The 12,877-nt window shown below is 59.6% G+C and carries 13 protein-coding genes; 9 read left to right on the top strand and 4 right to left on the bottom strand.

Annotated features, from left to right (window positions below; all coding sequences use genetic code 11):
* Positions 1–13: 13 nt before the first annotated feature.
* From E8K88_RS08315 to E8K88_RS08280, 8 genes are read left to right on the top strand one after another with little or no spacing between them, the layout of a single operon-like run.
* Positions 14–1,288, top strand: coding sequence for a 3-isopropylmalate dehydratase large subunit (locus E8K88_RS08315; protein ID WP_136406200.1), 1,275 nt, complete (start codon positions 14–16; stop codon positions 1,286–1,288).
* Entirely contained in the window at positions 1,285–1,815 is a 531-nt protein-coding gene (locus E8K88_RS08310; RefSeq protein WP_136406199.1) for a 3-isopropylmalate dehydratase small subunit, read from the top strand. The genes E8K88_RS08315 and E8K88_RS08310 overlap by 4 nt, the downstream gene beginning before the upstream one ends.
* Before the next feature lie 11 nt (positions 1,816–1,826).
* Positions 1,827–2,690 carry a branched-chain amino acid ABC transporter permease gene (locus E8K88_RS08305; RefSeq protein ID WP_136406198.1) on the top strand — a complete coding sequence of 288 codons (864 nt, stop codon included), beginning with the start codon at positions 1,827–1,829 and terminating at the stop codon, positions 2,688–2,690.
* Between the two features lie 10 nt (positions 2,691–2,700).
* Positions 2,701–3,666, top strand: a complete 966-nt coding sequence (locus tag E8K88_RS08300) for a branched-chain amino acid ABC transporter permease (RefSeq protein ID WP_136406197.1) — start codon at positions 2,701–2,703, stop codon at positions 3,664–3,666.
* The gene (locus E8K88_RS08295; protein WP_136406196.1) at positions 3,666–4,511 is read left to right on the top strand and encodes an ABC transporter ATP-binding protein; all 846 of its coding nucleotides are present in this window, start codon (positions 3,666–3,668) and stop codon (positions 4,509–4,511) included. Before E8K88_RS08300 ends, E8K88_RS08295 begins: the two co-directional genes overlap by 1 nt.
* Entirely contained in the window at positions 4,495–5,244 is a 750-nt protein-coding gene (locus E8K88_RS08290; RefSeq protein ID WP_136406195.1) for an ABC transporter ATP-binding protein, read from the top strand. The genes E8K88_RS08295 and E8K88_RS08290 overlap by 17 nt, the downstream gene beginning before the upstream one ends.
* Positions 5,245–5,297: 53 nt before the next feature.
* On the top strand, positions 5,298–6,506 hold the full coding sequence (locus tag E8K88_RS08285; RefSeq protein WP_136406194.1) for an ABC transporter substrate-binding protein: 1,209 nt from the start codon (positions 5,298–5,300) through the stop codon (positions 6,504–6,506).
* 16 nt (positions 6,507–6,522) lie between these two features.
* On the top strand, positions 6,523–7,398 hold the full coding sequence (locus E8K88_RS08280; RefSeq protein WP_136406193.1) for an isocitrate lyase/PEP mutase family protein: 876 nt from the start codon (positions 6,523–6,525) through the stop codon (positions 7,396–7,398).
* Between the two features lie 112 nt (positions 7,399–7,510).
* Here E8K88_RS08280 and E8K88_RS08275 read toward each other — a convergent pair whose 3' ends face one another.
* From E8K88_RS08275 to rfbA, 3 genes are all read right to left on the bottom strand, one after another.
* A complete protein-coding gene (locus E8K88_RS08275) occupies positions 7,511–8,221 on the bottom strand; it encodes an rRNA pseudouridine synthase (protein ID WP_136406192.1) in 711 nt (236 codons plus the stop codon).
* A 102-nt stretch (positions 8,222–8,323) separates the two neighbouring features.
* On the bottom strand, positions 8,324–8,872 hold the full coding sequence (rfbC, locus tag E8K88_RS08270; RefSeq protein WP_136406191.1) for a dTDP-4-dehydrorhamnose 3,5-epimerase: 549 nt from the start codon (positions 8,870–8,872) through the stop codon (positions 8,324–8,326).
* Positions 8,873–8,886: 14 nt separating this feature from the next.
* Positions 8,887–9,774 (bottom strand): glucose-1-phosphate thymidylyltransferase RfbA, encoded by an 888-nt coding sequence (gene rfbA, locus E8K88_RS08265; RefSeq protein ID WP_136406190.1) that lies wholly within the window; start codon positions 9,772–9,774, stop codon positions 8,887–8,889.
* Positions 9,775–10,000: 226 nt separating this feature from the next.
* On the opposite strand from rfbA, the gene E8K88_RS08260 reads away from it, so the two are divergent.
* Positions 10,001–10,630, top strand: coding sequence for a BON domain-containing protein (locus tag E8K88_RS08260; RefSeq protein ID WP_240754410.1), 630 nt, complete (start codon positions 10,001–10,003; stop codon positions 10,628–10,630).
* Between the two features lie 82 nt (positions 10,631–10,712).
* On the opposite strand, the gene E8K88_RS08255 is transcribed toward E8K88_RS08260, so the two are convergent.
* The gene (locus E8K88_RS08255) at positions 10,713–12,836 is read right to left on the bottom strand and encodes a sigma-54-dependent Fis family transcriptional regulator (protein ID WP_136406188.1); all 2,124 of its coding nucleotides are present in this window, start codon (positions 12,834–12,836) and stop codon (positions 10,713–10,715) included.
* Positions 12,837–12,877: the final 41 nt, after the last annotated feature.

Below are 12,877 nucleotides of genomic sequence, written 5' to 3'. Positions count from 1 at the left end.
TAGAGAACTATAAATGCCTCACACCATTGCAGAAAAAATTCTGGCGCGCGCCGCCGGTTTGGACTCGGTCAGGCCAGGCGATGACATTCTGGTGCGCCCAGATTTTGTGATCGCTTACGACTTTCCAGGCTACACCGATGTCTTTTTCAAGGAAGCCAAGGAAGAGTTTGGGGTAGACAAGGTCAGCAGCCCCGAGCGCTTTGTATTGTTCATTGACCACATGGTGCCGGCGACCGCGCCCAAGGAAGAAGAGCTGCACCAGGTCACCAGAGCCTGGGGCGCAGCGCAAGGCGTGCCGGTGCACGAGCGCGAAGGCATTGGCCACCAAGTCTCTGCGGAGCTCGGCTATGCGACGCCGGGCGCGTTTGCCGTGCATTTTGATGGCCATGTCAGCCAATTGGGTGCCTTTGGCACACTGGCTTTTGGCGCGCGCAAAAGCGTGCTGGAGACCTTTGTCTCTGAGACCATGGCGCTGACCGTGCCGGCCACGGTGAAAATCGAGCTGACCGGCACCTTGCAGCCCGGCGTGATGGCGCGCGATGTGTTCCACCATATGGTGCGGGTGCTGGGGCCAGCCTCATGCCGATTCAAGGTGGTCGAGCTGTGCGGGCCGGTTATCGATGCGATGAGCATTGAGGGCCGCCAGACGATCTGCGGCCAGGCGATGTTTTTGGGCGCGACCACGATGGTGATTGCCCCGGATGCGAAAACGCTGCAATACACGCAAGGCCGCGCCAAGATTGCGCTGGAGCCGGTCTATGCCGATGCCGATGCGGTCTATGAGCGCGAGGTCCGCATTGATGTCAGCGATCTGACACCGGTTGTCGTGGTGCCGCCCAGCCCGGCCAATACGCGTGATCTGACGGACTACGTTGGCTTGCCAGTGCACACCGGCTATTTGGGCTCGTGCGCCAGCGGTCGGCTGGAGGATTTGCGTGCGGCCGCGCAAGTGCTGCGCGGCAAGCGCATCAAGCCAGGCTTTCAGCTGCATGTGGTGCCGACTTCGCAGGCCATCATGTCGCAAGCGGCCAAAGAGGGGCTGATCAGCACCTTGGTCGATGCTGGCGCTTTTATCAGCTCGTCCAGCTGCGATTACTGCTATGGGCGCATTGCGACGATGAGCGATGGCCAGCGCGCAGTCTCTACCGGCACGCTCAATACGCCAGGCCGCATGGGCAGCTCCGATTCCGAAATTTTTATCTGCAATGCCGCCGTGGTGGCCGCTTCTGCGCTGGAAGGCTGCATCGCCGATCCAAGACCGTATTTGCTCGAAGGGAGTGCCTTGTGAGTTTGCCCCATTTGCATGGCCGGGTGGCCTGGATTTTTGAAGAAGACAACTACGACATCGATTTGATTGTCGGCATCAAGAACATCAAACTCACCAACATAGATGAGTTGGCAGCTGTGACCATGTCCAGCTATGACAAGGACTTTGGCAGCGCCGTACAAAAGGGCGATCTCTTGGTGGGTGGCCATAACTTTGGCTATGGCCACCCGCATTACCCGGCGATGCGCGCGATGCGGCATCTGGGCATAGCTGGCGTGATTGCCGAGTCGTTCTCGCCGGGGTTTTTTCGCGGTGAAATCAGCATGGGTTTTCCGCTGGTGACCTGCCCTGGCATTCGCGCGGCAGTCTCGCGTTGGGACACGCTGAGCGTGGACTGGGAGCTGGGCCAGGTACGCAATGCAGCGAATGGCCAGGCCCTGCCGATGGAGGCGCTGTCTTCGGTCGAGCGTGCCACGCTGGCCGCTGGCGGCTTTATTCCCTACCTCAAAGCCCGTCTGGCCAAACAAGCGCCAGCGGGCCATGCCTGAGGGGAACACCGATGCTTCAAATGATTGTCAGCGGTATCGCGCTGGGGGCCATTTACGGCCTGATTGCCTTGGGCATTGTGATGGTGTTCAAGGCCACGGGGATTCTCAATTTTGCGCATGGTGAGGCGGCCATGTTGTCGGCTTTCATGGCCTATACGCTGATGGTGTCGGGTCTGCCGATCTGGGCGGTCGTGCTGCTGACCTTGCTGTTTGGTGCCGCCTTGGGCATGGTGATTGAGCGTTTTATCATTCGGCGCTTTATTGGCAAGGCGCTGCTGTCCTCGGCCATTTGCACGCTGGGCCTGTTTCTGGTCTTTGGCGACCTGGCGATCTGGATCTGGGGCAAGGACACGCAAGAGCTGCCCAGCCTGTTTCCCAACGCACCGATTGATATCGGCGGCGTCATTGTGTCGGGGCAAGACCTTGGGGTGGTGCTGGTCTGCGCGATTCTGGCGGCCGTGTTGTTTGGTTTTTTCCGCTTTACCCGGCTGGGCATTGCGATGCAGGCGACGATGGAAAATCCGGTCGCAGCCCGTCTGATGGGCATTCCCATCAAGCGCATTTATGCGCTGGCCTGGGGCATCTCGCATGTGATTGCGGCCATTGCAGGGCTGCTGATTGCGCCAATGACCTTTGTGCATTTCTCCATGATGCAGCATGCACTGCATTTTGCCTTCGCCGCGGCTGTGCTCGGCGGCATTGGCAGCATGCCTGGCGCATTGTTGGGCGGGGTCATCATTGGTGTGTCCTCGAATTTGACCGGTGCTTATGTGTCATCGGCCTGGAAGGATGCCGTGCCATTCATTGTGATGCTGGCCATCCTCATTTTGCGGCCACAAGGTTTGCTGGCGCGCAAACACATCAAGAAAGTGTGAGGGGCATGCGATGAAACGTATTTTCGACTCTAAACCCTGGCTGGCACCGCTGGTCTTTGTCTTGCTGCTGGTGCTGGCGCCGTTGTTCTCTGGTGGCTATGTGCTCTACATCGTCACGCTGGTGTTGATTTACACGCTGGCTTCGTTTGGCACGAATATTCTGACCGGTTATACCAACCTGATCTCGATGGCGGGGGCGGTGTTTTTTGGTGTGGGCGCGTATGGCTCTGCTATTTTGACCAGCCACGGCATGCCATTGGTGTTGGCGATCTTGATCGCGGCCTCGATCGCAACGGTGGTGGGCTTGCTGCTGGCCTTGCCGGTGCTGCGCTTGGAGGAGGTGTTTCTGGCCATTGCCACGCTGGGCTTTGTCATGGTGTCGATGGAGCTGGTCAAGTCCGGCGGTGACTTCACCGGTGGCGAAAACGGCATGGGGGTGAATGGGCCTACTTTGCTGGGCTTTGAGCTGGGTGAGCATGCCTTTCATTTGTTTGTCGCCGCCGTTTTGGGCGTGGCGCTGTGGTTTGCGCGCAATCTGTCGCAAAGCCGCTTTGGCAGAGGGTTTTTGGCCATCAAAGGCAGCGAGACTGCGGCGCGGGCCTTGGGCTTGAACACCACGTCGCTCAAGCTGGTGGCATTCGGTGTCTGTGCGTTCTACACCGGCTTGTCAGGCGCTTTGTATGCGCCGCTGGTGCGCTTTATTGACCCTTCGCTGTTCAACATCATGGTCTCGATCAGCTTTGTCTCGATGGTGATCGTTGGCGGCCTGGGCTCGATCATGGGCTCGGTATTGGGGGCGATTTTTGTGATCGGCGCGCCGCAGTTGCTGACCTATTTTGGCTTTGACCAGTTCCAGCGTGCGCTGTATGGCGTGGCGATGATTTTGGCGCTGATGTTCCTGCCCGATGGCTTGGCCAGTTTGCTCAAGCGCAAAACCGTCGCCGGTGCGGATGTGCCACACAAGGAGGGCCTCTGATGTCGGTAATCGAACAACACCAGTCTCCAGCGCTGTCGGCTGCTGCAGGCGCGGCGCCGCTGCTGTCGCTGTCAGGCGTGCGCATGGAGTTTGGCGGTATCGTCGCGGTCAATGATGTCAGCTTTGATGTGATGCCCGGCACCGTGCATGCGTTGATTGGCCCCAATGGCGCTGGCAAAACCACGACGCTCAATTGCATCAGCCGCTTTTATACGCCCCAGCAGGGCCGCATGTTGCTGCGCACGGCCAGCGGCGTGCACGATTTGCTCGCGCACAAGGCGCACCAGATTGCCCGCTTGGGCGTGGCCAGAACCTTCCAGAATTTGGAGCTGTTTTCTGACTTGACGGTGTTTGACAACGTGCTGATTGCGCGCTCGCAAGCGATGCAGGCGACGCTGGCCGAAGTGTTGTTGCGGCTGCCACGCCAGCGGCGTGAAGAGCGCCAAGAGCATGCGCGTACCGAGCAGATTTTGCAGACGCTGGGCCTGTCTGCCCATGCCCACAGCGTGGTGCGTGATTTGCCCTACGGCACGCAAAAACTGGTCGAGTTGGCACGGGCGATGGCTTTGGAGCCGACGCTGATGCTGCTCGACGAGCCAGCTGCGGGCATGAACAACCGTGAGATTGAGCAACTGGGCCAGACCCTCAAGCAATTGCAGCAAGCCACAGGTGCCACCTTGCTCTTGATCGAGCACAGCATGCCCTTGGTGATGACGATCTCCGACATGATTACCGTGATGCATAACGGCGCTTTTTTGGCGCAAGGCACGCCGCGCGAGATTGAGTCGCACCCGGCGGTGATTGAAGCTTATCTGGGCGGAGGCAAGAGTGGCAAACGGATTTGAACCTACAGCAACCGCGCCAGGCACGGCCTTGCTGACGGTGGACCAACTCAGTGCCGGCTACGGCAAGATCCGTGCCTTGCATGGCATCAGTCTGACCGTGCAGGCCGCGCAGATTGTCTGCGTGCTGGGGGCCAATGGCGCAGGTAAAACCACGCTGATGCGGGCGCTCTCGGGCTTGCTGCCAGTCAGTGAAGGCACCGCCTGCTTCGATGGCCAAAGCATTGCCAATGTGCCCACCGAAACCCTGGTGCGCCGTGGCATTGTGCATGTACCGCAAGGGCGCATGGTGTTTGCGCAGCTGAGCGTGCGCGAGAACCTGGTGCTGGGCGGTTTTACCCGGCCGGCCCGTGAAGTGCGCGAGCACATCGACCATGTGCTGGATTATTTTCCACGCCTCAAGGAACGCATCGGTTCGCGCGCTGGCACCCTCTCTGGCGGCGAGCAGCAAATGCTGGCGATTGCACGTGGCCTGCTGGCCAAGCCGCGCTTGCTGATGCTGGACGAGCCCTCGATGGGCGTGGCACCGATCATGAAGGACAGCATTTTTGCCGCCTTGCGCGAGATTCGTGACCGCGAACGCCTGACCTTGCTGATTGTCGAGCAGGACGCCGACATCGCCCTGGACATTGCCGATGAGGGCTATGTGATTGAGACCGGGCGCGTGGTCATGCAGGGCTTGGCCAGTGCATTGGCTGGCAATGAGGACATTCGCCGCGCGTATCTGGGCGGCTAAACCAGGCCGCAAGGTATTTTTTCGACCGACTATTGATCAACAGGAGACTCCCCATGAAACACCTTCACCGCCGCACGGTCTTGGCCAGTGCCTTGTGCGCCTTGGCGCTGACTACCATGCCCAGCTGGGCGTTTGAGAACAAGGCCCAAGGCATATCGGCCAATGAGATTGTGCTGGGCTCGTCCCAGCCGATGACAGGGACCTTGGCGTACATGGGCAAAGCGGTTGATGAAGGCATTCGCACCTACTTTGACATCGTTAATCAGCAAGGCGGTGTGCATGGCCGCACCATCAAGCTGATCACCTATGACGATGAGCTCAAACCTGCCAAATCGGTGGCCAACGCCAAGCTGCTGGTTGAGCGCGACAAGGTGCTGGGCATGATTGGCAATATTGGCCATGCGACCAATATCAGCGCGTATTCATACAGCTCAACCAAAGGCGTGCCGACGATTGGCGCGCTGAGCATTTCTGATCTGACCTCTTCGCCCCCGCGTGAGATGCTGTATGTGCTGCCTTCGCCGCAGTCGACTGAAACAGCGGCCTATATTGACTATGCGGTGCAGGAGCTGAAGGCGAAAAAAATCGCCATGCTCTACCAAAATGATGGCTGGGGCAAGCCGGCCTATGACATTGCGGTCAAGCAACTTGATAGCCATGGCATGCAATTGGTAGAGGCGCAAAGCTTTGAGCGCTTCGCCACCGATTTGACCTCACAGGTCTTCAAACTCAAAGAGTCCCAGCCCGATGTGGTGGTGGTCTACGCGCTGGGCCAGGAGGCGGTGCAGTTTTTCCGCGCTGCAGAAAAACTGGGCTGGACCCCGACGGTGTTTGGTGCCGGGGGCTTGAATGATCCCAAGTTTGTCGAGTTGCTGGGCAATACGCCATCGCAGTTGTATGTGGCCTCTTACTACGACGCGGTCGAAGGCGACAACCCGGCGATCCAGTCGTTTTTTGAACACTACAAAAAGCTCTACCCGAACTCTGCGCCTTCGTCGACTGCACTGATGGGCTACTCCGCTGCGGCGGTGGCGGTGGAAGCCTTGGAGCGTGCTGGCCCTGAGCCTTCGCGCGAAAAAGTCATTGCCGCTTTGAACGGCATGACAGAGTTTGACCAAAAAATTGGCCCAGCCATCACCTTCCAGGCGCTGGATGCAGGGCCATACTCACGCCGAGGCCAGACCGGCATTGCGCTGATGCAATTGAAAGACCAGAAGTTCACGCCCCTGGGCAGTGGCTACATCGATCCGGTGCAACGTTAAGACAAGGAGATTGGAGATGAATCCCATGCGCGAAGCTTTGCGCCAAAGAATCACCAGCGGCCAGACATTCTGGATGGCTGGCGCCCAAGATGCGCTGTCGGCGTTGCTGGTGGACCAGTCGGATTTTGATGGCATTTTTACGACCGGTTTCGGGATCTCGGCCTCCTTGTTAGGCCAGCCCGATATGGAGGTCTACACGCTCACTGAGAATGTGGCGGCCGTCAACCGAATTGCCAACGTGGTGCACAAACCGATTTTTGCCGATGCCGATACCGGCTATGGCAATGCCATCAATGTGGCGCGTACGGTGCGCGAGTTTGAAAAAGCAGGAGTGGCGGCGATTTCCATCGAAGACCAACTCAGCCCCAAACGCTGCCCTGCGGCTGCTGCGGTGATGCCCGTGGTGTCTTTGCAAGAGGGCGTGGCGCGCATCAAGGCCGCCGTCGATGCGCGGGTGGATCCAAACTTCCTGATTGTGGCGCGCACCGATGTGCTCGATCCGAATGAGGCGATTGACCGCGCAGGCCACTACGCCCAGGCTGGTGCCGATTTGATTCAGCCGATCTCGCGCACCTTCAAGGATTACGCGGGCTTGCTGCAATTGCGCGAAGCCTCAGGGCGGCGCCTGTCCTTGCAATTGATGCAAGGTTTGTGGATGTCCCAGCTCAGCCGCTCGCAAATCGAAGCCGTGGCTGCGTTTGCCACCTATCCGATTGTGACCTTGATGTCTACCGTCCATGCTTTGCAAGCCAACCTCCATGCCTTGGCGCAGCGCCGCAATGGCAGCGTCGACGAGTTGCCCAGTGCCCAGGCGACGATGGCGCAATTCAAAGACATCATTGGCTGGCAAGCCCTGGAAGAGCGACAGGCCTATTACGAAAACCTGGCTTGACGCTGGCCGCTGTACTTGATCACCATCTCCACGCCGTCGCGCAAGGCGTAGTTGCCACGCAGCGATTCCCTTTGGGCTTCAACGCGGCTGCGTCGAGATTTTGAACAGGTTATTAAAACTTTTCCTGGCTGGACAGGTAGCGCCATTGGCCTGCTGGCACTTTGCCGATCGAGACTCCACCAATGCGGATGCGTCGAAGGGCTTGGGCTTTCAGGCCCACGGCTTCGCACAACAGCGCAAACACGCCCGGCGGTGGGTTTTTCAACGCAAAGCGCAGGCGATTTTCACTCTGCCAGCTGGCTTTGACCGCTGGCAATTCCCAGCCTTGGTAGAGCATGCCGCGGCTGAGCGCGTTGAGGCCTTCATCGATCATCTCACCGCTGACGTCGACCAGGTATTCCTGCTCGATCCTGTCGGCGTCGCTCGTCAGCTTGCGCAAGATCCTCCAATCCTGCGTAAACACCATGAGGCCACTGGCTCCGGCTTGGAGGTCGCAGCCGGTGCTCTGGCGCAAGAAGTGGCCTTTGAGCGGGCGTTTGCTGAAACGGTGTTCTTGCGACAGGGTTTCTGCCTTGAGCGACGCCATGGCCATCTGGACCTGCATGCCAGCGGGCGCGTTGAACAAGAGGGTCACCGGTTCTGGCGCGGTGGCCTGCGCCAGAGGGTCCAGCGCGACCTGCTCGGTTGTGACCTTGAACTGCGGCGTATCGACCACTTCACCGTCCACGGTGACCCAGCCGCCTTCGATGAAAAGCTCAGCTTCCCGGCGGGAGCAGCCAACCAGCTCGACGAGGCGTTTGGACAAGCGTAAGGGTTCAGTCATGACAAGTGCGCCGAAGCAAAGGAGGGGGCCATTCTACCTGTGTGCCACCGGCTTATCTCGATGCCATTGCCGTGGCTCCAAAGGCGGCGTAGTCGCCTCGGCTTATTCAAAACACTCCGCAGTAGCAAACGCCTGGGCCTGGGCATCTTTGCCAGAAATGGTTGGCGCGCCGCTCAGCTCTGGCCATTCAATGGCCAATTGCGGATCGTTCCAGGCAATCGAGCGTTCATGCTCTGGCGCGTAGTAGTCGGTGGTTTTGTAGAGAAAATCCACGGTCTCGGACAGCGCTAAAAAACCATGCGCGAAGCCCGGTGGCACCCAGAACTGTTCAGCGCCCGTATCGGTCAGCAATGCGCCCACCCATTGGCCAAAGGTCGGCGAGCTGCGGCGCACATCGACGGCGACGTCAAATGCGCGCCCGCGTGCAACGCGCACCAGCTTGCCTTGTGGCTGCTGGATTTGGTAGTGCAGGCCGCGCAGCACGCCATAGCTGCTGCGGCTGTGGTTGTCTTGCACAAAATGCGTTCTATAGCCGAGTGCTTCGTCAAACACGCGCTGGTTGAAGCTTTCGCTGAAAAAACCGCGCTCATCGCCAAACACACGGGGTTTGAGCAGCAGCACTTCGGGGATGGTGGTGGCAATCACTTCCATGGGAATAGGTCCTTTTAGCGGGGGCTCAGCAGCAGTTTTTCGAGGTAGGCACCGTAGCCGCTTTTGCGCAGTGGCTCGGCCAGGCGCAGCAGCTGGGCGTCGTCGATCAGGCCACGGCGCCAGGCGATTTCTTCTGGACAGGCGATTTTCAGGCCCTGGCGCAGCTCCAAGGTGGCAATGAATTGTGAGGCTTGCAGCAGGCTTTCATGCGTGCCGGTATCCAGCCACGCATAACCCCGGCCCATCAGCTCCACACTCAACTCGCCTTGCTCCAGATACAGGCGGTTCAGGTCGGTGATTTCCAGCTCGCCACGCGGCGATGGTTGCAGCGTTTTGGCCAGCTCGACGACCTGGTCGTCGTAAAAATACAGGCCGGTGACCGCGTAATTGGATTTGGGCTTGGCGGGTTTTTCTTCCAAAGACAAGACCTTGCCCTGGGCATCGAACTCCGCCACGCCATAGCGCTCAGGGTCGTGCACGTGGTAGGCAAACACCGAGGCACCGCGCGTGCGGGCGTGGGCATCAGCGAGCTGGTGGGGCAGGTCGTGGCCGTAGAAGATGTTGTCGCCCAACACCAAGGCACTGGGCGCGCCGGCCAGGAAGGACTCACCAATCAGAAACGCTTGCGCCAGGCCGTCCGGAGAGGGCTGCTCGGCGTAGTGCAGGTTCAGGCCCCATTGGCTGCCGTCTCCCAGCAGGCTTTGAAAGCGCGGCAAATCCAGCGGTGTGCTGATGATCAAGATGTCCTCAATGCCCGCCAGCATCAAGGTCGTCAATGGGTAGTAAATCATCGGCTTGTCGTACACCGGCAGCAGTTGCTTGCTCAGTGCCAGGGTGGCTGGATGCAGGCGGGTGCCGGATCCGCCAGCCAAAATAATGCCCTTGCGCTTCATGGGAGTCATGGCGTCTATTGATAAGTTGAGATAAAGGGAACCCCATCGGGCGCCAGGACTCAGTTGTGCTAAATGCCGAGTTGGCCTCGCCTTTTGGATGGAATTGAGTATGGTATGTTATGGCAAATGCACTGCAGTTGGCATCAAAGTACCAAGATCGCTCTGACTGTAAGCCTGATGTAGATAGGGTAAAACAATGTTTTCAAAAAGACTCACAACGCTTATTTGTATCGCTGTGCTGAGCTCAGCGGGTCTGACGGCCTGTGTGCCTTTGGTGATGGGCGGCACTGCGGTGATGACCACCAACGTGGCTTTGGATCGGCGCACCGCTGGCGCGCAGGTCGATGACCAAGCCATTCAACTCAAAGCCCGCAACTCCCTCAATCAGGCTTTGAGTGAGCAAGCCCATGTCAGCATCAACAGCTACAACCGCCGCGTTTTGCTCACCGGCGAGGTGCCCAATGAGGCTGAGCGTCAAAAAGCAGCACAACTGACCAAGGAAGTTGAGAATGTGCGTGAAGTGTTCAACGAGCTGGTGATTGCGCCTGCGTCGACCTACTCAGAGCGCACGCAGGACACCTGGGTGACCAGCAAAGTGCGCACCGAGATTTTGCGCACCAGTGATTTGCCCTCCAAATCCATGCAAGTGACGACCGAGCGCGGCGTGGTGTATTTGCAGGGGCTGGTGACGCCGCGTGAGGCCCAGTTGGCCACTGACAGCGTGCGCTCCATTGGTGGCGTCGACAAAGTCGTGCGGATTTTTGAAATCATCTCCGAAGAAGAGCTGCAAAAAAGCCTGCAAGAGCGCGAGGCCCGCACGGCCGAAGGCCCGATTGGTGGCAATTTAGGTGGCCCGAATCTGTAAGATCGTAAATACGTTCAAGAGCCTGCTCTACAACCCGTTCCGAGCCGTGTATGTGCAGCCATCTGCCGCGTCCGTGGTTCGGCTAAGGCGGTGGTTGCCGCCCTTGCCAATGCACTTGGCGCGCACCCAGCAAGCGTTGAATGCGCCGGTGCACGGTCGAGCGATTGACCCCTAGCAGCCGCGCCACTTCCGATACATTGCCATCGCACTGGGCCAGCAAGCGCTCTAGGTCGTGTGCCGCTTGGTTTGCACTGCTTGCGGCGGTGGGCCATGGCATGTGCTGCGGCCCGCTGCTGCATGGCAGCGGTGGCCGCGCTGCATCAGTGGTCTCTTTCGCTGCGGGGTGGTTGCGAGGGGGCGCTTGGGCTTGCAGCGCATCAGGCAGATGCCACAACTCAATGCGCGCCAGTGCAGGGGTGGCGTAGCCGAGCTGCTGCGGCACTTCGCACAAGGCCACTGCATAGCGCAAGGCATTGTCCAGCTCGCGCAGGTTGCCCGGCCAATCATAGGCCAGCAGCGCGCTCAAGGCGCTTTCGCTGAGCTGGTAACAGGCCGGTGCGTGCTGCGCTGCGCCTGTGACAGGCGGCTTGCACAGATTGTCCAAGAGCCGCTCAAGCATTGCGGCCAGGTCGCTGCGCTCGCGCAGCGGCGGCAGACACAGCGTTGCGGCATTGAGGCGGTAGAGCAGGTCTTGGCGAAACTGGCCGGTTTGTACGCAGTCATGCAAGCTGCGGTGAGACGCCGAGATGATGCGCAGATTGAGCGGTTTGGGCGCGCGTGCGCCCAACGGGGTGATTTGCGATTCCGCCAGTACACGCAGCAATTTGGCTTGCAGGCCCAGCGGCATATCGCCAATTTCATCCAAAAACAAGCTGCCGCCGTCAGCGGCTTCAATCAAACCTTGGCGGCCTTTGCTGGCTCCACCCGTCCAGGTGCCTGGCAGGTAGCCAAACAGCTCGCTCTCTAGCAAGGCTTCGGGAATGGCTGCGCAGTTGATGGCGACAAAGGCGCCAGATCGGCCGCTGCAGTCGTGCAACGCGCGTGCCAAGTACTCTTTGCCCGCCCCGGTTTCGCCCTGGATCAGAACCGGCAGGTTGTGGTGTGCCAGTTTGGCGGCTTTGTGCAGTAAGGTGTGCATCGTGGCATCACCTGCGTGCAGTGGCTGCAAGGCGGCAGGCAAGGGCGCTTGGGCAGCTGTCGCAGCAGACGGCGACAGCTGTGCCGCTTTCAATGCGCTGCTGCGCGCTATGCTGCGCTGCGGCTCCATCGCATGGGCAAACACGATGCTGCCATCGCGGGCGCGCAGGATGCGTTCTTGCGCGGCACGGTTGCGGCGCAGCTCGGGCAGGTGGCGTGTATCGCAGTCAAAAAAATGCTCTAGTGGCTGCCCAATCAGGCTGTGGCGCTGGCGCCAATCGAGGCCGGCCATCGTGCTCAGGCTGCGCGCGCCGGCGTGCGTCATTGCACGGATACGCCCGCGTGCATCGATGCTGATGGCGGCATCGGGGTCGACATCAAGAAAATCCGGCGATTGGGCAAAGCGCAATACCCAGTCACTGCGCGATTGCGCCATTAAATTGGCCAGTTCGATTCGGCGTGCTGCTGCAATCACCAAATTCAAGGCCAGATTCTGGCTGGCGCGCTCTTTGGGCGCTTGCAGCAAGGACAAATCGAGCACCGCTGCCAGCTCGCCATGCAAGTCGTAAATGGGCGCGGCGGTGCAGGAGAGCTGCGAGTGGGTGTAGTCAAAATGGTCGCTCTGGTGCACGATCAGCGCATTGCCGCTGGCCAGGCAGGCGCCCACAGCCGAGGTGCCTGCGCGGTCTTCGCGCCATTCTGCACCCAGGTACAGGCCGGCTTGCCTTAAATCTTGCGCATCTATGTCATGGCCTAGAAAGTCCACCGCAATGCCGTGGCGATCGGCCAGCAGCAGCACGTAGTCCAGGCCTTTGAGCTGTTGGTAGAGGCGCTCCAGCCCGCTGCGGGCAATGCGAATGAGCGGCTCAGACTCTTCGCGGTGCACGCGCAACTGGCCTTCGGGGACGATATACGCCTCGCAGGTGTGCGCCGGATCGAGTTGGTAGTGGTCAATGCAGCGGCGCCAACTGCTGAGCACCGCCCGGTCGCGTCCATGCGCATGCGTTCGATAGCCTTGGCCAAAGGCTTCAATCTCCTGGATGTGGGCGGCATGGGACTGGGTGGGCATGGGCTGATCGTGGCGGTTGCGGATGCTGGATCAAGCGCCTT

Origin of the sequence: Lampropedia aestuarii, from assembly GCF_004803635.1 — a bacterium.
GTDB classification, from domain to species: domain Bacteria; phylum Pseudomonadota; class Gammaproteobacteria; order Burkholderiales; family Burkholderiaceae_C; genus Lampropedia; species Lampropedia aestuarii.
The sequence above is the reverse complement of the archived record's forward strand: the minus strand, read 5'-3'. Positions and strand labels throughout refer to the sequence as shown.

Bases quoted from the DNA above. Each gene is read 5' to 3' on its own strand.
- E8K88_RS08315 (WP_136406200.1), top strand. From the start codon at position 14: ATGCCTCACACCATTGCAGAAAAAATTCTGGCGCGCGCCGCCGGTTTG.
- E8K88_RS08305 (WP_136406198.1), top strand. From the start codon at position 1,827: ATGCTTCAAATGATTGTCAGCGGTATCGCGCTGGGGGCCATTTACGGC.
- E8K88_RS08300 (WP_136406197.1), top strand. From the start codon at position 2,701: ATGAAACGTATTTTCGACTCTAAACCCTGGCTGGCACCGCTGGTCTTT.
- E8K88_RS08295 (WP_136406196.1), top strand. From the start codon at position 3,666: ATGTCGGTAATCGAACAACACCAGTCTCCAGCGCTGTCGGCTGCTGCA.
- E8K88_RS08285 (WP_136406194.1), top strand. From the start codon at position 5,298: ATGAAACACCTTCACCGCCGCACGGTCTTGGCCAGTGCCTTGTGCGCC.
- E8K88_RS08280 (WP_136406193.1), top strand. From the start codon at position 6,523: ATGAATCCCATGCGCGAAGCTTTGCGCCAAAGAATCACCAGCGGCCAG.
- E8K88_RS08275 (WP_136406192.1), bottom strand. From the start codon at position 8,221: ATGACTGAACCCTTACGCTTGTCCAAACGCCTCGTCGAGCTGGTTGGC.
- rfbC (WP_136406191.1), bottom strand. From the start codon at position 8,872: ATGGAAGTGATTGCCACCACCATCCCCGAAGTGCTGCTGCTCAAACCC.
- rfbA (WP_136406190.1), bottom strand. From the start codon at position 9,774: ATGACTCCCATGAAGCGCAAGGGCATTATTTTGGCTGGCGGATCCGGC.
- E8K88_RS08255 (WP_136406188.1), bottom strand. From the start codon at position 12,836: ATGCCCACCCAGTCCCATGCCGCCCACATCCAGGAGATTGAAGCCTTT.